General features: G+C 47.5%; 25 protein-coding genes and 1 other RNA gene. 23 read left to right on the top strand and 3 right to left on the bottom strand.

The genetic code is table 11. The annotated features are described in order from the left end of the window. The 5 genes from tpiA (at position 1) to ADM98_RS14900 (ending at position 5,096) form a co-directional block, all read left to right on the top strand. A complete protein-coding gene (tpiA, locus tag ADM98_RS14920) occupies positions 1-753 on the top strand; it encodes a triose-phosphate isomerase (RefSeq protein WP_053454168.1) in 753 nt (250 codons plus the stop codon). Further along, positions 754-2,301 carry a 2,3-bisphosphoglycerate-independent phosphoglycerate mutase gene (gene gpmI, locus ADM98_RS14915; protein ID WP_053454167.1) on the top strand — a complete coding sequence of 516 codons (1,548 nt, stop codon included), beginning with the start codon at positions 754-756 and terminating at the stop codon, positions 2,299-2,301. A gap of 59 nt (positions 2,302-2,360) precedes the next feature. Further along, complete coding sequence (gene eno / locus ADM98_RS14910; protein ID WP_035409961.1) at positions 2,361-3,653, top strand: phosphopyruvate hydratase; 1,293 nt, start codon at positions 2,361-2,363, stop codon at positions 3,651-3,653. 269 nt (positions 3,654-3,922) lie between these two features. Continuing rightward, on the top strand, positions 3,923-4,834 hold the full coding sequence (locus ADM98_RS14905; protein WP_053454166.1) for an acyl-ACP desaturase: 912 nt from the start codon (positions 3,923-3,925) through the stop codon (positions 4,832-4,834). 13 nt (positions 4,835-4,847) lie between these two features. Then, complete coding sequence (locus ADM98_RS14900) at positions 4,848-5,096, top strand: hypothetical protein (protein ID WP_231925650.1); 249 nt, start codon at positions 4,848-4,850, stop codon at positions 5,094-5,096. Between the two features lie 138 nt (positions 5,097-5,234). Here ADM98_RS14900 and ADM98_RS14895 read toward each other — a convergent pair whose 3' ends face one another. Then, entirely contained in the window at positions 5,235-5,555 is a 321-nt protein-coding gene (locus ADM98_RS14895) for a hypothetical protein (protein WP_053454165.1), read from the bottom strand. Positions 5,556-5,690: 135 nt separating this feature from the next. On the opposite strand from ADM98_RS14895, the gene ADM98_RS14890 reads away from it, so the two are divergent. The 15 genes from ADM98_RS14890 (at position 5,691) to ADM98_RS14825 (ending at position 18,602) form a co-directional block, all read left to right on the top strand. Then, positions 5,691-6,044: a hypothetical protein gene (locus tag ADM98_RS14890; RefSeq protein WP_052019103.1), complete on the top strand. Its 354-nt coding sequence runs from the start codon at positions 5,691-5,693 to the stop codon at positions 6,042-6,044. A gap of 176 nt (positions 6,045-6,220) precedes the next feature. Beyond that, positions 6,221-6,460 (top strand): hypothetical protein, encoded by a 240-nt coding sequence (locus tag ADM98_RS14885; RefSeq protein ID WP_053454164.1) that lies wholly within the window; start codon positions 6,221-6,223, stop codon positions 6,458-6,460. A 197-nt stretch (positions 6,461-6,657) separates the two neighbouring features. Beyond that, positions 6,658-7,638 (top strand): LacI family DNA-binding transcriptional regulator, encoded by a 981-nt coding sequence (locus ADM98_RS14880; RefSeq protein ID WP_053454163.1) that lies wholly within the window; start codon positions 6,658-6,660, stop codon positions 7,636-7,638. Then, entirely contained in the window at positions 7,635-8,513 is an 879-nt protein-coding gene (gene rbsK, locus ADM98_RS14875) for a ribokinase (RefSeq protein WP_053454162.1), read from the top strand. Before ADM98_RS14880 ends, rbsK begins: the two co-directional genes overlap by 4 nt. Next, positions 8,510-8,899, top strand: coding sequence for a D-ribose pyranase (gene rbsD / locus ADM98_RS14870; protein WP_053454161.1), 390 nt, complete (start codon positions 8,510-8,512; stop codon positions 8,897-8,899). Before rbsK ends, rbsD begins: the two co-directional genes overlap by 4 nt. Before the next feature lie 12 nt (positions 8,900-8,911). Continuing rightward, the gene (locus ADM98_RS14865; protein WP_053454160.1) at positions 8,912-10,390 is read left to right on the top strand and encodes a sugar ABC transporter ATP-binding protein; all 1,479 of its coding nucleotides are present in this window, start codon (positions 8,912-8,914) and stop codon (positions 10,388-10,390) included. Between the two features lies 1 nt (position 10,391). Further along, positions 10,392-11,360: a ribose ABC transporter permease gene (rbsC, locus tag ADM98_RS14860; protein WP_053454159.1), complete on the top strand. Its 969-nt coding sequence runs from the start codon at positions 10,392-10,394 to the stop codon at positions 11,358-11,360. Between the two features lie 27 nt (positions 11,361-11,387). Next, complete coding sequence (rbsB, locus tag ADM98_RS14855; RefSeq protein WP_053454158.1) at positions 11,388-12,302, top strand: ribose ABC transporter substrate-binding protein RbsB; 915 nt, start codon at positions 11,388-11,390, stop codon at positions 12,300-12,302. A gap of 146 nt (positions 12,303-12,448) precedes the next feature. After that, positions 12,449-12,682, top strand: a complete 234-nt coding sequence (gene secG, locus ADM98_RS14850; protein ID WP_023469201.1) for a preprotein translocase subunit SecG — start codon at positions 12,449-12,451, stop codon at positions 12,680-12,682. 101 nt (positions 12,683-12,783) lie between these two features. Further along, the gene (locus ADM98_RS14845) at positions 12,784-13,524 is read left to right on the top strand and encodes an alpha/beta hydrolase (protein ID WP_035409936.1); all 741 of its coding nucleotides are present in this window, start codon (positions 12,784-12,786) and stop codon (positions 13,522-13,524) included. Between the two features lie 14 nt (positions 13,525-13,538). Next, positions 13,539-15,899 (top strand): ribonuclease R, encoded by a 2,361-nt coding sequence (rnr, locus tag ADM98_RS14840; RefSeq protein WP_053454157.1) that lies wholly within the window; start codon positions 13,539-13,541, stop codon positions 15,897-15,899. Between the two features lie 32 nt (positions 15,900-15,931). Then, positions 15,932-16,402 carry an SsrA-binding protein SmpB gene (gene smpB, locus ADM98_RS14835; RefSeq protein WP_029342464.1) on the top strand — a complete coding sequence of 157 codons (471 nt, stop codon included), beginning with the start codon at positions 15,932-15,934 and terminating at the stop codon, positions 16,400-16,402. Positions 16,403-16,460: 58 nt separating this feature from the next. Next, positions 16,461-16,819: a transfer-messenger RNA gene (ssrA, locus tag ADM98_RS17200) on the top strand. 95 nt (positions 16,820-16,914) lie between these two features. Next, positions 16,915-18,015, top strand: a complete 1,101-nt coding sequence (locus tag ADM98_RS14830; protein WP_053454156.1) for a hypothetical protein — start codon at positions 16,915-16,917, stop codon at positions 18,013-18,015. A 77-nt stretch (positions 18,016-18,092) separates the two neighbouring features. Beyond that, a complete protein-coding gene (locus ADM98_RS14825) occupies positions 18,093-18,602 on the top strand; it encodes a GNAT family N-acetyltransferase (protein ID WP_053454155.1) in 510 nt (169 codons plus the stop codon). Positions 18,603-18,658: 56 nt separating this feature from the next. On the opposite strand, the gene ADM98_RS14820 is transcribed toward ADM98_RS14825, so the two are convergent. After that, positions 18,659-19,024: a winged helix-turn-helix transcriptional regulator gene (locus ADM98_RS14820; RefSeq protein ID WP_029342458.1), complete on the bottom strand. Its 366-nt coding sequence runs from the start codon at positions 19,022-19,024 to the stop codon at positions 18,659-18,661. 199 nt (positions 19,025-19,223) lie between these two features. Here ADM98_RS14820 and hxlA point away from each other — a divergent pair, with 199 nt between their 5' ends. The 3 genes from hxlA to ADM98_RS14805 all read left to right on the top strand — a co-directional run bounded on the left by hxlA (position 19,224) and on the right by ADM98_RS14805 (position 21,336). Continuing rightward, positions 19,224-19,859 (top strand): 3-hexulose-6-phosphate synthase, encoded by a 636-nt coding sequence (hxlA, locus tag ADM98_RS14815; RefSeq protein ID WP_023469194.1) that lies wholly within the window; start codon positions 19,224-19,226, stop codon positions 19,857-19,859. Continuing rightward, the gene (hxlB, locus tag ADM98_RS14810; RefSeq protein WP_053454154.1) at positions 19,860-20,408 is read left to right on the top strand and encodes a 6-phospho-3-hexuloisomerase; all 549 of its coding nucleotides are present in this window, start codon (positions 19,860-19,862) and stop codon (positions 20,406-20,408) included. A gap of 160 nt (positions 20,409-20,568) precedes the next feature. Further along, positions 20,569-21,336 (top strand): hypothetical protein, encoded by a 768-nt coding sequence (locus tag ADM98_RS14805; protein ID WP_053454153.1) that lies wholly within the window; start codon positions 20,569-20,571, stop codon positions 21,334-21,336. A 71-nt stretch (positions 21,337-21,407) separates the two neighbouring features. Here ADM98_RS14805 and hisJ read toward each other — a convergent pair whose 3' ends face one another. Continuing rightward, complete coding sequence (hisJ, locus tag ADM98_RS14800; protein WP_053454152.1) at positions 21,408-22,202, bottom strand: histidinol-phosphatase HisJ; 795 nt, start codon at positions 22,200-22,202, stop codon at positions 21,408-21,410.

Genomic DNA, 22,202 nt, shown 5'->3' with positions numbered 1-22,202 from the left:
ATGCGTAAACCAATTATCGCAGGTAACTGGAAGATGAATCTGACGCTCAAGGATGCAGTTGCATTCGCTGAGGAAGTCAAAGGAGCTGTACCTGCTTCGACAACAGTCGACGCAGCTGTCTGTGCACCAGCCGTATTCTTGGCACACTTGACAGAAGCAGCAGCTGGTACGGATCTTAAGATCGGTGCTCAAAACATGTACGACAAAGAGAGCGGTGCCTTCACTGGTGAAATCAGCCCGCTCATGCTCAAAGAACTCGACGTGACGTACGTCATCCTCGGTCACTCTGAGCGTCGTGAGTACTTCGGCGAAACAGATGCGTTCATCAACAGCAAAGCGAAAAAAGCGTTCGAGCACGGTCTCGTTCCTATCGTTTGTGTAGGTGAAACACTGGAAGAGCGTGAAGGCGGCAAGTTCGAAGACGTCATCCGCGAACAGACAGCAAACAGCCTTAAAGACCTTACTGTCGACCAAGTGAAAAATCTCGTCGTCGCATACGAGCCTGTCTGGGCAATCGGAACAGGTAAATCAGCGACAGAACAAGATGCACAAGATTCTTGTAAATTCGTCCGTGACGTCGTTGCAGCTGAATTTGGTGCTGAAGCAGCAGAAGCTGTCCGCATCCAATACGGTGGTAGCGTCAAACCGGAAAACATCAAAGAATATATGGCTCAACCAGACATCGACGGCGCGCTCGTCGGCGGTGCAAGTCTTGAGACAGGATCGTTCCTCAAACTGTTGGAGGCGATTTAAATGACAAAACGTCCAGTCGCACTAATCATCCTTGATGGTTTTGGTATGCGTGACGAAGAGTTCGGAAATGCCGTTACGGCGGCAAACAAACCGAACTTCGATCGTTACTGGGGTCAATACCCGCATACGTTGTTGAATGCGAAAGGGGAATACGTCGGTTTGCCTGATGGTCAAATGGGGAACTCAGAAGTGGGTCACCTCAACATCGGTGCTGGTCGCGTCGTCTATCAATCGCTATCCCGAATCAACAACGCGATCAAGGATCGCTCGTTCTTCTCGCGCCAAGCGATGAACGATGCGGCAGGTCACGTGAAGAAATACGGTTCGGCGCTTCATATCTTCGGTCTGGTCTCTGACGGTGGGATCCACAGTCACATCAACCACTTGTATGCGGTACTCGAATTCGCGAAACTTCACGAAATCGAAAAAGTTTATCTTCATGCTTTCACGGACGGTCGTGACTGCGACCCACAATCGGGCGCTGGTTTCCTCCGTGACGCGCAAGCGAAGATGGACGAATTGAATGTTGGACAATTCGCGAGTATCTCTGGTCGCTACTATGCGATGGATCGCGATAACCGTTGGGAACGCGTCAAGAAAGTCTATGACGTCATCACATACGGGGAAGGTCCAACGACGAAGGATCCAATCGGCATGGTTGAAGCTTCGTACAAACAAGACGTAACTGATGAGTTCATCGAACCAACTGTTGTCGTGCAGGAAGACGGTACGCCAGTCGCACCGATCCACGATAACGATGCGATCATGTTCTTCAACTATCGTCCTGACCGTGCGATTCAGCTTTCAAAAGTTTACAAAGAGAAAAAAGGCTTCGACGGATTCGAACTTCCGGACAACGCACCGAAGAACCTGCTACTCGTCTCGATGACGAAGTACTCGGATGCGATTGATACGGACATCGTCTTCCCGCCTGAAGACATCAAAAATACGCTTGGTGAGACATTGTCAAAACAAGGTCTCAAACAGCTACGCATCGCGGAAACGGAAAAGTATCCGCACGTCACGTTCTTCTTCAACGGACAACGTGAAGAACCATACGAAGGGGAAGATCGGATCTTGATCCCTTCACCAAAAGTCGCGACATACGACTTGAAACCAGAGATGAGCGTCTATGAAGTCACGGATGCGCTCGTTGATGCCATCAACTCGGACAAACACGACGCCATTATCCTCAACTTCGCTAACCCGGATATGGTCGGTCACTCGGGTATGCTCGAGCCGACGAAAAAGGCGATCGAAGCAGTCGATGAGTGTCTTGGGAAAGTCGTTGACTTGATTCTCAGTAAAGGCGGCGCGGCAGTCATCACGGCTGACCACGGGAACGCGGATAAAGTCCTCAATGCAGACGGCAGTAAGATGACGGCGCATACGACAGAACCTGTTCCATGTATCGTGACGGTCGAGGACGTTGAACTCCTTGAACCACTCACAGGTGCACTCGCTGATCTCGCACCAACGGTCCTTGATCTCCTCGGAGCGGACCAACCAGCAGAGATGACTGGTAAATCGATCGTATTGAAGAAATAATCCCGTCGATCGAAGTAGCTACACCACATATTTCTTACACACAAAAGGAGCGAATTTAAATGTCAATGATTACAGAGATTTACGCACGCGAGATTCTTGATTCACGCGGTAACCCAACAGTAGAAGTAGAAGTTTATACAGAAGATGGCGGTTTCGGTCGCGCACTCGTACCATCAGGTGCATCAACTGGTGAGCACGAAGCAGTCGAACTCCGTGATGGCGACAAAGCACGTTACCTCGGAAAAGGTGTTTTGAAAGCTGTTGACAACGTCAACGAAAAAATCGCACCAGAAATCATCGGTTACGATGTCTTCGACCAAACTGGAATCGACAAAAAAATGATCGATCTCGACGGTACGAAAAACAAAGGTAACTTCGGCGCTAACGCAATCCTTGGTGTTTCTATGGCTGCTGCACGTGCTGCTGCAGATGAGCTTGGTCTTCCACTTTACACGTACCTCGGTGGATTCAACGCGAAAACATTACCAACACCAATGATGAACATCATCAACGGTGGATCACACGCAGACAACAACGTGGACTTCCAAGAGTTCATGATCATGCCTGTCGGTGCTCCAACATTCAAAGAAGCACTTCGTATGGGTGCTGAAATCTTCCACGCGTTGAAATCAGTTCTTAGCGGAATGGGTCTTAACACAGCAGTTGGTGACGAGGGTGGATTCGCTCCAAACTTGAAATCAAACGAAGAAGCAATCACAGTTATCCTTGAAGCAATCGAAAAAGCTGGCTACAAAGCAGGCGAAGATGTTTACCTTGCAATGGACGTCGCTTCTTCTGAGTTCTACGATAAAGCAGCTGGAAAATACAACCTCGCTGGCGAAGGCAAAGTCCTTTCAACAGAAGAGCTTGTTGAATTCTACGCACAACTCGTTGACAAATACCCAATCATCTCAATCGAAGATGGCTGTGACGAAAACGACTGGGATGGTCACAAACTCCTTACAGATCGTATCGGACACAAAGTTCAACTCGTTGGGGATGACTTGTTCGTAACAAACACTGAGAAACTTGCTGAAGGTATCGAAAAAGGCATCGCTAACTCGATCCTCATCAAAGTTAACCAAATCGGTACGTTGACTGAAACATTCGACGCAATCGAAATGGCTAAAAAAGCTGGTTACACAGCTGTCGTTTCTCACCGTTCTGGTGAAACTGAAGATTCAACGATCGCTGACATCGCTGTTGCGACAAACGCTGGTCAAATCAAAACTGGTTCACTTTCACGTACAGACCGTATCGCGAAATACAACCAACTTCTCCGCATCGAAGACATGCTTTCAGACGTTGCTGTCTACGACGGAATCAAATCATTCTACAACCTCAAGAAGTAATTTCAGGTTGATTGTTTGAACAAACTATAAGGAAACCCTCCTATTCGTGTGATACGTACACACGGATAGGAGGGTTTTTGTCTATCAAGTAATGTCAAACATGAAAACCATTTTTGTCATTAAAACTATATCGAACTGTCAAAAAATTGATTCATCCTAGTAGATGACTAAAATGTTATACTCATAAATAAGTGCAAATCAAATAGTTATAGGGATTAATTACATCTTGCTCGATGGAGATGAAAAATACGTCTAAAGGAGATAAGATCATGTTAAATTCAGATTTAGATATCCGTTTAGAACCACGCATTCAAGAGTTATATCGACTACACAAGGAGCGTTCAGCCAATATTGACTGGAGCTATCACGAGTTCATTCCATGGGATAAGGCGATGTCCTTTAAACGTGTTCCTTGGGACGAAAGCCAAGTCACGCTTCCAGAAGGTGTCATCGTAGCGATCGAAACGGCATTGCTGACAGAGGTCAACTTACCTTGGTATACGTCGCACTTAGACTATACATTTAAGAACTCGATGGAAGTCATCAATGATTTCGTTCGGACGTGGACAGCGGAAGAAGATCAGCATTCGAACTTACTCGAGACGTATTTACTCGTCACGCGAAACGTCAATCCGACACGACTTCATCAGTTAAGAAGACGCGTCGTTGAAAGTGGCTGGTTCCCGGACTTCACAAATCCGTTAGCGACGATGGCATACACATCGCTGCAAGAGTTAGCGACACTCGTCTTTTACAACAACGTCGCGAAGATCGCAGGGGCACACGATAAAGACTTAGCAACGTTACTCCGTCGTCTAGCGAAAGATGAAGCGTTGCATTATGCGTTCTATCGTGACACGGTCAAAGCACACTTAGAGCTCGATCCGAACTTCATCGTCTTCTTCGAAGATGTCATCATTAACTTCTCGATGCCGGGTGCCGTCATGCCTGACTTTACAGAACGCATGAAGACGATTGCTGTTGATACGAACTATGGACCACTTCAATACTTCGACCAAGTATTAGACGTCGTCGTCAAATACTGGGGAATCGCTGATTTGGAGCCGACAACTGAAGAAGCAAAACAATCACAAGCGAACATCATGAAGTATCATGGACGTTTGAAGCGTATCAAGGAACGTCAGGAACGCCAACTCGAAAAAGCGAAGCTTGACGTCTAAGGAGGCAATGAACATGAAGTGTGAAATTTGTGGAACTGAAACGAACAACCAAGTCAGTTACTTGGAACTCGATACGTGGGAATTCAACTCATTAAACAAAGAAGCAAAAGATTTTTATCCGATTTGTTTTGATTGTTTTGATAAACATACGAACCATTTCATCGATCAGGAAATGGATCTGGAGTTACGAAAAAAACGTTCACAAATGGTCAACAAAGAAGTAGAAGCTGAAATCGAAGCGATTCTTGAGGTTGAAAATTAAGTCATCTTCTTCTGTGTGATGGGAAGTCAAACCGGTAGTGCTGCGGCTCTATCGGTTTTTTTGATATCTACAAAAAAGCAGCTATTTCTTCTTTCACGGAAATGCGTGAACGAAAAGATAGCTGCTTTTAACATAAGATCAATCTTCAATGAATGTAACGAGATAATGATGGGCAGAATGAAGCGGTGCACGCGTCACGAAAAAATCTGGGAGATCCACATCGATTCCGAGTTCGCGTAAGGTATCTGGATCGAGACACTCTTGAACGAGTCGTTTTATATCTTGTAACAGTTCATCGTGTAAGTTCGCTTCTTTTGGAAAAGCGCGTTTCGCATCATCGCGCAATAATAGCACGATTGGTGGTAGACCTCGTAAGAGATCGACCTGAAGGGGCTGCTGATGACGTTCGAAATAATCATTCAAACAACTGACGACCTTCATCGAGTGTTCTTCCTTCATGCAATCCCAACTCTCTGTGTGTGACTGTAACTCTCTAGCTATTCCCTAATTAAAGCGAGGATATGCAGGGAAACTGGAAATCAAGCATTACGAGGACGCTGTTCTGGGTAAAACTAGAGGGAAGGGGGAATCGACATGCTATTTCGGTTTTTGTTTTTAGGGCTTGATACGTCGATTGGTGACATCCCATTGCGCCTCATCTATTTTACGGAACTCATACTATTCATCGGCTTGTACCAAATCACGAGCCGGTTTTCGCGTCAGAGTCTGATTTTGGGAACAGCTCTCGGAATCGGTGGATTAATCGCCATCTTACCAGGGGCGCTCTACATCATTCGTTATAATCCAGAGGATGCTGTTATTGATGTCACGTTCCTGTTGATCTATTTGTTCGAGCCGCTCGCAATCGTTGCGTTCGTTGTTGCCTTGATCCGTCGCTTGTATACAGAGAAGAAAAGTAAAAAGAAGCGAAGTAGAGATGTTCATTGATTTCCGTCCTAAGCTGATAATTCATAAACCGTGAGGTGATGTAACACTGCCTCATGGTTTATTTGCGTCCGAATCTAAATGCTTTCTTTCGATAATGTAAGGAAGGGTTTCTGGAAGAATATTCTATAATAGAGAAAGAACGAAATCAGATCTTAATAATTATAGGAGTGGCTTACGTGCAGAAAATCTTGTTTGGTTTGTCCGTCTTAAACAGTGTCTACATTACGAATAATTTATTTACGTATTCCGATAGTTTTCTAAACGCTCCACTTGGCGTAACAACCGTTATTGCCGTGACACTGATGTTCCTTAACGATAGCGTCAAAAAAGATAAGCCATCGTTATATACAAAAGCGACGGACTGGTTAGGGTTCATCAATATTCTGATAGGTCTCTCGCTGATCGTCTTTATTTAAGAGTGCTCCAGAGCTTTTAAGTGAACGTTAATACGGTATGATCTTAAGTCTGATGCGGCATCAGGCTTCTTTTTTATGGTTTCATCCAAGGATTCGAAAAAAATAAAATATATTTTATACAAAAAAGATTGATGTGTAACCGGTTACACAATATGATGATTCTTGTAAGCGTTATCAAAAGAAAGAGGTGGCGAAACATGTCGACCATCCGGGAAGTAGCGAAAGCGGCACATGTCTCCGTCGCGACGGTCTCACGCGTCATGAACGAAAAGGGTTATGTCAGTGAGAAATCGCGTAAGGCGGTGCTTCAGGCAATCAAACAATTGGATTATCGACCGAACCGGGTCGCGCGATCGTTGTTCCAAAAACGGTCCGGACTGATCGGATTGATCGTTCCAGACATCACGAACCCGTTCTTCCCACAACTCGCACGGGCTGTGGAAGATATGGCACATCAACATGGTTTTCAGGTCATTTTGTGTAACACAGACGAACAGTTTCAGAAAGAACGCGAATATATCAAGTCACTCGAGGCAATGCATGTCGACGGATTGATCATCACGACAAACTACTCGAACAATCCGAACTATGAAGAACTCGAAGTGCCGGTCGTAGCGTTAGACCGTGTATTACAAGGGGCGATTCCAACGGTAACCTCAAACGGATACGAAGGCGGGAAGAAGGCGGCTTCGCTTCTACTGGAAGCAGGTGCAACGGAGCTAGCAGTAATCAGTGGTCCATCGAAACTCCCGACGATCAAGAAAAGGCGGGATGGGTTCGAGGAAATCGCCGGAACCCATCTCGTAGCAAGCATCGAGTCACCGTTCCACTTTCAAGGGGCGCTCGACGCAGCGAACTATCTTTTTGATCACTATCACTGCAACGGGATCTTTGCTGCGAGTGATGTCATTGCCGCGGCAGCAATCCAAGTTGCGGCGGAACGCGGGATTACGATTCCAGATGAACTGCAAGTAATCGGCTATGACGGGATCGAACTCGGACAAATGATTTCACCACCGTTGACGACGATCGCGCAGCCAATCTATCAAATGGGGGAGCTGGCCGCGAAACTCTTGATTCAGCGGATCGAAGGCACACCGATTGCCGCCGTCCATCATGAGTTAACGGTTGAAATCATCGAACGGGAAACGACGAAACGGAAGGATGAGGAAGCATGAAACAAATCAGTGTCATCGGCAGTATCTCGATGGATCTCGTCGTCGAAAGTAAACGCCGTCCAGGCGCAGGCGAAACGGTCATCGGGGATGCCTTTCATACCGTACCGGGCGGAAAGGGTGCGAACCAAGCCGTTGCAGTCGCGCGTCTCGGTAGTACCGTCGAAATGATCGGTTGCGTCGGTAGTGATGCAAACGGCGAAGCGATCCGCGAAAACTTCAAGACGCAAGGGGTGCGAACGACACACTTGCAAACGATTGAAGGCGAACGAACTGGGACGGCACACATCACGCTCGCTGAAGGCGACAACTCGATCGTCGTCGTTCAGTCTGCCAATCAACATGTGAAATTTGCGGATGATACACTCGCACCGATTCTCGCAGACAGTGAAATCATCTTACTCCAGCTCGAGATTCCAATCGAGACGGTCGAGACTGTTGCCAGGGAAGCACATGCAGCCGGCATTCCAGTCGTCTTGAATCCAGCGCCGGCGATATCACTCAGTCCGGAATTGATTGAACATGTCACATACTTAACACCAAACGAACATGAATGCGGCTTGATCTTCGGACAAGACCAGTCAATCGAACATTGGTTGATGGAATATCCGAATAAATTGATCGTAACGGAAGGTAGTCGGGGGGCACGCTTCTATGACGGAGAGTCGATCGTGACGATTCCAGCGATTGAGACGACCGTCGTCGATACGACGGGTGCAGGGGATACGTTCAACGGTGCTTTAGCTGTTGCGTTAACGGAAGGACAATCGCTCGTTGATGCGATTCGTTTCGCGAACCGGGCAGCCGGGTTATCGATCCGCGCACTCGGCGCTCAAGGCGGTATGCCAACACGGGAACAGATGGAGGGAGACGCATGAAGAAGCACGGTATTTTAAACAGTCATATCAGCAAGGTCCTGACCGATCTTGGTCATACCGATACGATCGTCATCGCCGATTGCGGCTTACCGATTCCAGACGGTGTTGCACGAATCGATTTAGCACTTGAACTTGGCACACCGTCATTTCTCGATGTCGTCCGTGTCGTTGCTGGTGACATGGCGATCGAACAACTGACACTAGCAACGGAGATCACGGAAGCGAATCCGAATGTCCTTGAGGCACTGGAAGACATGCAGATTGAGACGACGTTCGTCTCACATGAAGAATTCAAGAAATTGACGCAGCAGGCGAAGGTCATCATCCGCACCGGGGAAGCGACACCGTACGCAAATGTTATCTTCCGTTCCGGCGTAATCTTTTAAGGGGGTCGTGCGATGCGTATCGAGATGACAGGTATTAAAAAAGCATTCGGTCCTGTTCCCGTCCTTAAAGGCGTTGACTTCGACCTCGCAGCGGGTGAGATTCATGCCTTGATGGGAGAGAACGGTGCTGGGAAATCGACATTGATGAAGATTTTGACCGGTGTCCATAAAGCGGACGCGGGGACGATCCGGGTTGATGGACAGGTCGTCGAGTATAAGAATCCGAAGCTTGCCGAAGAGGCGGGAATCGCCTTCATCCACCAGGAACTGAACATCCTCCCCGATTTGACGGTGACGGAGAACTTATTCCTTGGACGGGAACTGAAGTCACGCTTTGGGATTCTCAAGCAAGGGGAGATGAAGCGCCAGGCAGAACGCGAACTCGCGGAATTGAACGTCTTCATGGACGTCGATCAACTTGCCCGGACCTTGTCGGTCGGTCAACAACAGATGATCGAGATTGCGAAAGCCTTGATGACGGACGCGAAGGTCATCATCATGGATGAACCGACGGCAGCACTGACGGAGCGGGAAATTCGCGCCTTATTCAGCGTCGCAACGGCACTGCGTAATCAAGGTGTCTCGATCGTCTATATCTCGCACCGAATGGAGGAAATTTTCGAGCTCTGCGACCGGATCACGGTCTTACGGGACGGGATTTCCGTCTCAACGCACGCGATTCCTGAGACATCGTTCGAACAGATTGTTCGGGAGATGGTTGGTCGCGAGATGGGAGAACGGTATCCGGATCGTGATGTTTCGATTGGCGCGACCGTCCTTGAAGTCAAGCAGGCGAGCGGGAAACGGTTTGACGATGTTTCGTTCTCCGTCAAAGCTGGCGAAATCATCGGCTTCTCGGGTTTGATGGGTGCTGGGCGGACGGAAGTGATGCGGGGACTGTTCGGAGTCGATCGCCTGAAAGATGGAACAATCGAGCTGAACGGACAGGCGCTGAAGATCAAGACACCGTACGACGCGATTCGCCAAGGTATCGGCTTTTTGACCGAAGACCGCAAAGGCGAAGGATTGTTCCTCGACTTTTCACTGCGTGAGAACATCTCACTGCCGACGATCCGTTCGTTATCAAGATCCGGTGTCATCAAGGATCAGGCAGAACGTGATTTCGCAGAAGGGTACTTGAAGTCGCTCTCGGTCCGCCATAGCTCGATGGACCAACCGGCGAAGTCACTATCCGGGGGGAACCAACAGAAGGTCGTCCTCGCGAAATGGCTCGGGACACAACCAAAAGTCTTGATACTCGACGAACCAACACGTGGTGTTGATGTCGGGGCGAAGAAAGAGATTTACCTCATCATGAACGAACTCGCTGCGGCGGGGGTCGCAATCATCATGGTCAGCTCGGACCTCCCGGAGATTCTCGGGATGAGCGACCGCGTCTACGTCATGCGCGAAGGCAAGATGAGCGGCATGTTGACACGACAGGAAGCGACGCAAGAAAGCATCATGACACTTGCGACAGGAGGACAATGATATGGAATTGATGCAAGGCAAGGTAACGGAAGCAAAACCGAGACGTCTTGGGATCGGACAAAAGCTTGGACCACTCGCAGGATTGTTCGCGATCGTCCTCGTCGTCTCGATCATGGAACCGGACTTTTTAACATTGAATAATTTATTTAACATCTTACGACAAGTCTCGATCAATGCCTTGATTGCCTTCGGGATGACGTTCGTCATTCTGACGGGTGGGATTGATTTATCGGTCGGCTCGATTCTCGCCCTCTCGTCCGCCTTCGTCGCGGGTCTGATGACGGATGGAATGTCAGCGTTGATCGCTGTTCTCGCCGGATTGATCGTCGGAGCTGTCATGGGTGCGTTGAACGGAATGGTCATCTCACTCGGGAAAGTCGCACCGTTCATCGCAACACTTGCGACGATGACGATTTTCCGAGGCTTGACGCTCGTCTATACGGACGGGAAACCAATCACTGGACTTAGCCAAGGTGGCTGGTTCGAACTGTTCGGACGCGGCTACTTCTGGATCTTCCCAGTACCGGTTCTAACGATGTTGCTTGCCTTTGCGGTTCTCTACTTCATCTTGAAGAAGACGACGTTCGGTCGCTATACGTATGCGATTGGTGGCAACGAAGAAGCAGCGAAGTTGATGGGGATTCAAGTTAATAAAGTGAAGATCATGATTTACTCACTCTCAGGCTTGATGGCAGCACTTGCCGGCATCATCCTGACGTCTCGTCTGAACTCGGCACAGCCGACGGCGGGGACATCGTACGAACTCGACGCCATCGCGGCGGTCGTCCTTGGTGGGACGAGCCTCTCAGGTGGTCGTGGCTGGATTGTCGGTACCTTGATTGGTGCCTTGATCATCGGAACACTGAACAACGGACTTAACTTGCTTGGTGTCTCCTCGTTCTTCCAACTCGTCGTCAAAGGTTTAGTCATTTTGTTCGCGGTACTCGCGGACCGGAAACAAGCAGCGTAACCCACACTCAAAAAGGAGGATTTACAGATGAAAAAACTACTTGCAGTCGTCATGATGGCATTAATGGTCTTCGCAGCAGCCTGTTCGACGGAACAGCCAGGCAGCAGCAACGGTGAAACGAAGAAGACGAAGGATTTCAAAATCGGTCTTTCGATTTCAACCCTCAACAACCCATTCTTCGTCTCGTTAAAAGAAGGGGCAGAACAAGAAGCAAAAGCACAAGGCGCAACACTTCAAGTCGCCGATGCACAAGATGATGCAGCAAAACAAGCAAGCGACATCGAAGACATGGTTCAAAAGAAAGTCGATCTCATCTTGATCAACCCAACGGATTCAGCAGCAGTTGGTGCAGCCGTTCAAACAGCAAACGATGCGAACATTCCCGTCATCACAGTTGACCGGAACGCAGAAGCAGGCGACGTCGTCGCACACATCGCGTCAGATAACGTCGCGGGTGGGAAACAAGCAGGTGAGTTCATGATCGAACTCGTCGGCGATAAAGCAAAAGTCGTTGAACTCGAAGGAATTCCAGGAGCATCCGCAACTCGTGACCGTGGTAAAGGGTTCCATGAAGCAGTCGACGGTAAACTTGACGTCGTCGCAAAACAAGCAGCAAACTTCGACCGGGCAAAAGGATTGTCGGTCATGGAGAACATCCTTCAAAACAACAAAGACATCAAAGCTGTCTTCGCTCATAATGATGAAATGGCACTCGGTGCGGTTGAAGCGTTAAAAGCAGCGGGTCTGAATGATGTGAAAGTCATCGGCTTCGATGCAACGGATGATGCGGTCAAAGCCGTCAAAGACGGAAAAATGGCAGGAACGATTGCTCAAAAACCGACTGAAATCGGGAAGATGGGTGTCGAGACAGCAATCAAGCACTTAAAGGGTGAATCAGTCGAGAAGAACATCCCAGTTGATCTCGAATTGATTAAACAATAAGTATTTAAGACATCTGAGTCGATGATTCAGGTGTCTCTTTTCGTCGGGTAAAGGACGCAGGAAAAAGTTCCTAAATCTATTCCTTGTTCCCGTACTTGTTTTTCTCTATAATGAAAGAAGCGTATATTACTGAAGGAGGATCATCGATGATCATTCATAACGTGGCTCTTGTCGGCCTCATCGTCGTTTCCGTTCTTCTCATCATCGTCGTTCTATTGATGTCGGGTCGTACGACCGGACTCGGAGCATTGACGGGTGGAGCAGAACAATTATTTGGTCGCCAAAAAGCTCGTGGCTTGGATGCGGTCCTAAATCGTGTGGCGTCTATCTTAGGAGCATTACTCTTCATCTTGGCGTTACTCGTCGCTTTTTATAAGTGAGCATTGAAACGACAGCCGTATGATCGCGCTGTCGTTTTTTGTATTTCTCGATATTCAATTTTTCCGGATATGGGGTATAGAGTTAGAGGGGGAATCATTTTATGAAAATCACTTTACCGAAACCATTCTTTTTCGAAGCCGGCCCACGTGCCGTTTTACTATTACACGGATTCACGGGATCGAGCGCGGATGTCCGCATCCTCGGTCGCTATCTACAAAAACAGGGCTATACGTCCCTTGCACCACAATATAAAGGGCACGCTGCCCCACCCGAAGAGCTGACGAAGACCGGGCCAGCCGACTGGTGGCAGGATGTCCTTGCCGGATATCAAGAACTCGTCGATAAAGGTTATGACGAAATCGCCGTTTGCGGACTGTCGCTTGGCGGTGTCATGTCGCTGAAGTTATCGATGAACCGTCCGGTAAAAGCGGTCATCCCGATGTGTGCACCCGCCTACATCAAAAGTGAAGAAGTCATGTATGCAGGAGTCACCGAGTACGCACGAGAATTCAAGAAGCGAGAAGGTAAATCGCAAGAAGAGATCGACCAAGAGATGGCGTCCTTCGAACCGATGCCGACCTTGAAGGACTTGCAGGAACTGCTGCGTGAGACACGCGACTCGCTTGAGGACGTCTACGCACCGACGCTCGTCGTCCAAGCACGCAACGATCACATGATCAACACCGACTCTGCGAACATCATTCATGATGGAGTCAGTGCCTTCCAAAAAGAGCTGATCTGGTATGAGAACTCAGGTCACGTCATTACGCTCGATAAAGAAAAAGACCAGCTCCACTCTGACATCTTGGACTTCCTAGAGTCATTGAACTGGAGCAAGTAACTGGAGGTGTCACGTTGGAATTACGTGAACGAATACTAACGGTCATCACGACGGAAGAACGTCCGTTGTCGATTGATCAATTAACGAAAAAACTAGAACTAGCGGATACGGAAGCATTCAAGGAATTGATTCGGACGCTAAACGCCATGGAAGACGAAGCGTTGATTGCCCGGACACGCTCGAACAAATACGGAACGCTTGCGCAAATCGGTCAAGTCGCAGGGAAGATTTCCGTTCACCAACGCGGATTCGGTTTCGTCTCACCGGAAGACGGCTCAGAAGGTGATATCTTCTTGCCGGCACCGGAACTGAAGAACGTCTATAACGGCGACCGTGTCCTCGTCAAAGTGTTTGCCGAATCAAACGGCGGCGACCGTCGTGAAGGGAAACTGCTTAAGATTCTCTCACGCGGACCAGCCGATTTCGTCGGCACGTTCGTCAGTCCAAAAGGACGGATTGAATCGATCGCTTATATCGAACCGGATGATACGAAATTGACGTTCTTACCGGTCGTCGCGAACGAAGACACACTCGGTGCCGTCGATGGTCATAAAGTCCTCGCCCGGATCACGAAGTATCCGGATGGTCGCTACGCCGGAACAGCGAAAGTCTTGAAAATCATCGGTCACAAAAATGACCCAGGCGTCGACATCTTGTCGATCGTCCATAAACACGGCATCAACGTCGACTTCTCACCGGAAGCAATCGCTGAGGCGAACGCTGTACCGGATCAGATCGATGAGAAAGATTTAGTCGGACGCGTTGATTTGCGGAATGAATTGACGGTGACGATTGACGGAGCGGACGCAAAAGACCTCGATGATGCGGTTCACGTCAAGAAGTTAGCGAACGGCAACTTCGAGCTTGGTGTCCACATCGCCGACGTCTCGCATTACGTCAAAGAAGATTCAGCACTCGACGAAGAGGCGCGTGAGCGTGGAACGAGTGTTTATCTCGTCGACCGCGTCATCCCGATGATCCCTCACCGGTTATCGAACGGGATCTGCTCGCTCAATCCGCACGTCGATCGCCTGACACTCAGCTGTATCATGGAAATCGACGCGAACGGGGCTGTCGTCAACCATGAAATCTTCCAAAGTGTCATCAAGACGACGGAACGGATGACGTACACGGACGTCCGGAAAATCGTCGAACGCGAAGACGAAGAAGTAATCGCGAAGTACCAAGATCTCGTCGAGTACTTCGACAAGATGGCGGAACTCGCAGCGATTCTGCGCGAACGTCGCTCACGTCGTGGGGCGATCAACTTCGACTTCCCAGAAGCGAAGGTCCTCGTCAACGAAGAAGGCAAGACGAGTGAGATCATCCTCCGGGAACGGTCAGTCGCCGAGAAGCTGATTGAAGAGTTCATGCTTGCAGCGAACGAAACGGTCGCGGAGCACATCCAGCGTCAAAAATTACCGTTCATGTACCGGATTCACGATGAGCCAAAAGCTGAACGTCTCGATACGTTCTTCAAGTTCATCGGCAACTTCGGCATCAACGTAGAACGCAAGGGTGAGTCGGTCGCACCGAAAACGTTGCAATCGATTTTGAACGCTGTTGAAGGTGAGCCGGAAGAAGCCGTCGTCAGTACGGTCATGCTCCGTTCGCTCCAACAAGCGAAATACGACATCGAACCAATCGGTCACTTCGGTCTGTCGACGGACTACTACACGCACTTCACGTCACCAATCCGTCGGTATCCAGACTTGATGGTTCACCGTCTGTTGCGTGAATATGTCGTCTACAATGACAAGTCGCAAAAGACGCAAGACCGGTACTCGGAAATCTTACCGGAAATCGCCGACCATTCGTCAAAACGCGAGCGTCGTGCGGTTGACGCTGAGCGGGAAACGAATGCCTTGAAGAAAGCCGAGTATATGGAGCAACACATCGGCGAGACATTTGAAGGCGTCGTCAGTGGTGTGACGAACTTCGGGATGTTCGTCGAATTGCCGAACACGATTGAAGGACTCGTCCACATCCAAGCGATGACGGATGACTTCTACCGCTACGATGAAGCGAACTATCAGCTAATCGGTGAGCGGACGAAGCAACAGTTCCGAATTGGGGATGTCGTCGAGATCAAGGTCACGAACGTCAACATCGATGAACGGACGATTGACTTTAGCGTCGTCGGGATGCCGGAACGGCAGCCGAAGAAACGGTTCGAGTCGAAGACGATCCGCTCAAGCGGTGGACGTCCGGGACAAAAACGTGACGACAAGAAGAAGGACGACCGGCGTGGCAAGTCAAAACGTCCGGGCAAGTCGAAGGACCAGTCGAAGGGCAAAGGCTTCGCGCTGAAAGACAAAAAGGATAAGCCGCCATTCCATAAGGCGGTCTCGAATAAGAAACGGAAGCGCAAATAAGCGCTTCCGCATCGGAAATGTGGTGAATGAACATGCCAAAGGGAACAGATTCGAAAGTCTTAGCGAACAACAAACGGGCCTCGTTCGATTATGCGATCGAGGATACGATTGAAGCCGGTCTCGTCTTGACGGGAACGGAAATCAAATCGGTCCGCAAAGGAAAAATCAGTATCGGGGACGCGTTCGTCCGGTTCGATGGGGGAGAAGCGATTCTTTGGAATTCGAACATCGCCCACTTCGAACAGGGGAACCGGTACAACCATGAACAGCTCCGCCCACGGAAGTTGTTGCTACACAAGAAACAGATCGCAAACTTGATCGGGGCAGTCTCACGGGACGGCTATACGATCGTACCGCTCAAGGTCTACATCAAGAACGGTTACGCAAAATGCTTGATCGGGCTTGGACGAGGGAAGAAAAAATTCGATAAACGCGACGACCTGAAGAAGAAGGATGCGAAGCGTGATATCGACCGGGCACTACGCGATAAGCAAAAGTATTGAACCCGTAACACTTTTCTGCTAGAATATTAGTATTCGGAAAGCCCCAATTTATTATCTTGGGGACGTTACGGATTCGACGGGGGTAGTTCGGTCTTCTGTGGCGTGTCGAGGGGTCGGCCTCGTTAAAACGCACCAGCCATAACTGGCAAAACTAACACACAACTCGCAGCAGCTTAATTGCCGCTACGGATCCTAGCAGCCGTCGCCTGGTCGGCTGATTTCTAGGGTCTCACTTTAAACAGGCTACGCTTGGACCCTTCCGTCTGGAGGGAAAGAGAAGAGATGGAATCAGACTGGTCGGACGGACGCCTGTCAATTGGCAGCCTGACGACGAGATCCCAATAAATTGACTACACACGTAGAAGCTTAAGTATACGATGCCTTCGGACGTGGGTTCGACTCCCACCGTCTCCATACCCTGAAATCTTAAGATTTCGAAAAGTGCTAAGTTCCTTGATTGTTAAGGACTTAGCATTTTTTTGTAAGTTAAGTCATAAGGAGAGTGGATTTAAATGATTATCTCTAAACTTATTATGGAGATTACGAATTTATTATCAATTATTTTTGAAACAAAATGGTTTACAACACTGTTGGTTGCTTTTTTAGCAGCTTGGTTTACACAAAGATTAAATAATAATTTTACTAAAAAACGCGAAAAAGATAACAAGAGAACAGAAACTTTAAAGAATTTTTATTATAAAATAATTCCTGATATTTATGATTATTTTTCAATAGAAACAGATTTCAGAAAAGGTCACGATTTAAAAATTCACGTAAGATCTAGAGATGTAAAAAAAAGAATATTTGATTTAATTTCTAATAATACAATATACGTGAACTATAGAATACTTTCAAAGCATAGAAAAGTGATGAGTAATAAATATTTTGATGATTTTTCAGGATTTCAAAAGGAAGTTGCTGAAATAGAATTATTTTGTACAGTTATAGAAGAATACATAGACATCTTAAAAAATAGTGAGAGCGCTGATATTAAATTAGAATATCAATATGCATGTCTTTTTAAAATATGGAAATTGGCTATATTTTATTGTGGCAATTACGGAGTCGCATATTCTGCAATTTCAAAAAATTTTTATTTTGATTCAAATAAGTTAAATAAAGAAACATTAAAAAAACTAAAAAAATTAGATTCTTATCAAATAGGATCTGAAGAACACAAGATACAATTTAAAAGAATATTGGAAAATCTGACATCTACAGAAAATATAGAAATCGAAGAAAAAAACAGATTTATAGATGATTTTTTTAACCCAATGTATGAAGTGAATGATAGTCATGCTATAGCAGTTTTTAACAATATTGATGTTGACTTTGGAAGTTTAACAGTAGACTTACGCATCAAATACAGGGATTTAATACTTAATGAGTTGTATAATAAAAAATATTATGAAGGAAATTCTTCAAAGTATAGTTTCAATTACACTAATGAAGAATTCGAACTACTGCATAACGAATTAAAAAATGCTATAAACTATTTGAAGGAGAAAGAACTAGTTAAACTAGAAGCTGATGAACAAAGCATTAAGTTGATAATTACTTCTAAAGGAGAAGACATATATGAAGAAAAATTTCTTTTAGATGAATATAGTTAAACACTATCTGTCCGTGTTTATAATTATTTTCATAAGAAATTATATTGAATATCTTAACTTAAAAGGAGTCTACACCTATGATACGACGTGCCACGTTGATGGACGGAAAAGCCTTATCGGACTTGATGCGACGCATTGATCGGGAAACGAAATACATGTTGTATGAGCCGGAGGAACGCGTCCTGTCAACAGAACAGGCGGAGGCATTCATCGAAAAGTTCGGTCAGGCTGCCAACTCGGACATCTTTGTCGTGGACGTTGATGAACAACTTGTCGGGTATGTGCTCGTCGTTGGTGGTGAACCGAGTCGAATCCGACACCGCGCGAATCTTGTCATCGGTTTGCTTGATGCCTATACAGGTCGTGGGCTTGGTGCGGGTTTACTTGAAGCAGTCGATGCCTTTGCTGTTGAAGCTGGACTCATCCGACTCGAGTTGACGGTTCGCAAGGATAATTTGCGGGCAATCGAGCTCTATCATAAGTTTGGCTTCAACATCGAAGGCACACGGATTGCGTCACTTTTCATCGATGGGGAATACGTTGATGAACTGGCGATGTCGAAGATTTATACAGTGGAAGAATCCTAAAAAAAGATGCTCAGTGGACTTATCTCTGAAAAGAGACGAGACCATGAGCATCTTTTTTATGGTGATATCTTTTGTTGTTCGAAGTCGATCTCCAAGACGTTTTTCGCATAATCCTTACCCCAGTCATACATCGCATCTAAAATCGGCATTAAGCTATGACCATGCGGTGTCAAAGAATATTCTACCTTCGGTGGTACGACCGGATAGACTTCCCGGTGAATGATGTGGTGATCTTCGAGTTCCCGCAGTTGATTGACGAGCATCCGTTGCGTGATCCCGGGCATCAGACTTTTCAGTTCCCCGAAGCGTTTCGTTCCTTCCTTGCCTAAGTGCCAAAGAATGAGCATCTTCCATTTTCCTCCGATGATCGAGAGGGTCAATTCCTTCTCACAGTTAAACTGACGGTCTTCAAAATGTGGCATCGTTCCACCTCCTGTTCCAGTATAGTCTTTCTTCCGGTCGACAGTATACTTTTCCGCACTATGTATGAAAAACCGCACTATGTAAATTAAAAGTGCGTACTTCTCAAGAATGCTCCTGCGGATTATATTTAATCCTGTTCCTTCTGTTTGAAGGAAGTATCAGGTACGACAATATAGAGAAGAACGGGAGAGATTCAGAATGAAATTACAACTCGCAATTGATTTAGTCGATACAGCAGGTGCGATTGCTTTAGTCAAAGAAATCGGGGAAGACAATTTAGATATCGTTGAAATCGGCACACCGGTCGTCATCAACGAAGGGCTCCGTGCCGTCAAAGAAATGAAAGCCGCGTTCCCGAACTTAACAGTCCTCGCTGACTTGAAAATCATGGACGCTGCCGGCTACGAAGTCAGCCAAGCTGTCGCACACGGTGCTGACATCGTGACGATCCTTGGTGCAGCGGAAGACATGTCAATCAAAGGGGCAGTCGAAGAAGCGAAAAAATCAGGCAAACAGATTCTCGTGGATATGATTGCCGTGAAAGATATCGCAACACGTGCGAAAGAACTTGATGCATTAGGCGTCGATTATATCTGTGTCCACACAGGTTACGATCTCCAAGCAGTCGGTCAAAACTCGTTCGAGGATCTTGCGACGATCAAATCGGTTGTGACAAATGCAAAAACTGCTGTTGCAGGTGGCATTAAGATGGAGACGTTACCGGAAGTCATCGCGGCACGTCCTGATCTGATCATCGTTGGTGGCGGGATTACGGGACAAGATGATAAACAAGAAACAGCGTCAACGATGCACCGGATGCTTCAAGAGGCGTAAATGACACACATTCAAACGATTATCGAAGAGCTGACTTCGACGGTCGAAGCAATCGATGCGACGGAGACGAAAGAACTGGCAGATGCTGTGCTTCAATCGAACCGAATCTTTCTCGCAGGAGCTGGTCGCTCCGGCTTGATGGGGAAAGCGTTCGTCATGCGGCTAATGCATATGGGACTCGATGCTTATGTCGTCGGCGAGACGGTCACGGCGAATTTACGCGAGGGTGACTTGTTAATCGTCGGTTCCGGATCAGGTGAGACGAAAACGCTGATTCCAATCGTCGAGAAAGCACAGCAACTCGGTGGAACGGTTGCCGTTGTCACGATCAATCCGACGTCGACGTTAGCGCGATTAGCCGACTTAGTCGTCAAACTCCCCGGAGTTCCGAAAGAACAAACGGCATCAGCGGACGAGACGGTTCAACCAATGGGCTCATTGTTCGAACAGACGATGTTGTTGTTCTATGATGCCTTGATTCTACAAATCATGGAAGACAAGCAGCTCGATTCACAAACGATGTACGGAAAACATGCCAACTTAGAATAGATAAACCAGAAGACCAGTAGACGTATGCGATACGTTTACCGGTCTTTTTTTGAGCTGATTTTTAATAAAACATTTCCTGTTTGTGCGAATTTGTTCAGATACTTGCAGGAATCGACCTGCCATACTAAAAGAAGTAAAGGTATGGTAAGGGGGAGGAGCAATGCGTTTTATGAAATCGATGACAACTGTCGTATTGATCAGTAGTTGCGTTTTATCGGGATGTGCAACGGAGACAAAGGATCATGCTGTAAAACCATCTACAAAAGTTACGTCCGTGAAACCAACTAAAGGACAAAAGGAAGTCGAAGAAATTTTAATTAAAGAGCCATCCGTCGAGGCAGATACACCGGGCAAAGCGAGCGTCGAGCAAATTCAGCTGACCTACAAAAACGGACAAACCGCCGTACCGACCAAAGATGATATCTTGTCGGAAACGATTCTCGGTCAAAAAGCGATTGTCACTCTGCAGTCTCCGGAAGGACCACATCATTACATCATTTTGTTTTATGAACAGTCTGATCGCTGGATATTAACTGGTGTTCTTCCTGCGACGGGACCTGTTACAACCGAACGCTCGGAATCACGTGGCTTGAAGCTCCCGTTTTCGACATTTACAGCGAATGAAATGAGTTGGAGTGATGCGGAAGACGCGCCAATCACATGGACGTTTGCTGGAAAACAATCAATCCTTACGGTTTCGAAGCTCCCGCAACAACCGATTGACAGCAAACCGTCGGAGGTCGTGACATTAATGAATGGAATAGAAGCTTACGTCCATGAGACGAAGCGGGAAGCTAGTTTGTCTTATCAGGACGGCGAACAGACGGTTCTGTTAGCTGGTAACGTATCAGTTGATCGTCTTAAAATACTTGCGGCATCATTGCCATCCGTCACGTCAGGATCGTTTCCGTATAGCGAAACAGAATAAAGAAAATCGCGCGCTTCACACAACTCTTGTCAGAGTAAGTGAAGCGCGCGATCTTTTATCTATTTACGTTCTTACCATTTGAAATCAAAATCAGCACCAACATCTTTTGCAAGATGGGCATCTGATCCATAGACGAGCGGAATCGATAACGACTGCGTGACTTGCAGGAGTTCCGGGTAAGGATAGGAAAGACCACATAACGGCTTACGAAGTCCTGCCGTGTTGACGTCGAGCGTAAAGTTCGCCTGACGGATCTTCCGCAACGTGTCGTCGAGGTTCGACGGATTCGATTCAAGCGGATAAGTTTGGATGAACTTCGTCGGTAACGTCAAGTGACCGAGCCGCTTTGGTTGATGTGCACCGAGGTCTGTCATGACGAGGGCTTGAATGCCTTCATAATACCGTTCATGGACGGCTGTGACGCTCCCGAGTTTCGTGACGATCTCACCGAAGCTTTCCTTGCTGAAATCGACGCCATAGTACTGCTCATCGATGTATAAGTAATGCAGTGAGAGAATACCGTCGGTCAAGAAGTCAGCGTAGCGAGCGATAATGTCACGCGTGCCATCGACATGCCCTTCCCAGTAGTCGAACTCCATCCCGATCCGGATGTCGATTTGATTCTTGTATGTCTCGCGGAGTTGTGTCAATTCCTTCAGGTAGGCATCGGCTGTCGCGAACGACATTCCGGAATCGTTATCCGGTGCGGGGTCCGTCAGACCTTCAGGTAAAGGCGCATGTTCCGTGAAGCTGATTCGTTCTAAGCCTTGCTCTAACGCGCGCTCGATGTAGGCTTCGAGTGGATCCTTCGTACCGTGTGGACAATATGGACTGTGGACGTGACCGTCCCATTTCAATAATTGCAT

This window comes from Exiguobacterium sp. BMC-KP (assembly GCF_001275385.1).
In the GTDB taxonomy this organism is placed as follows: domain Bacteria; phylum Bacillota; class Bacilli; order Exiguobacteriales; family Exiguobacteriaceae; genus Exiguobacterium_A.
Note: the sequence above shows the minus strand (reverse complement) of the source record. Positions and strands in the feature narration are given on the sequence as shown.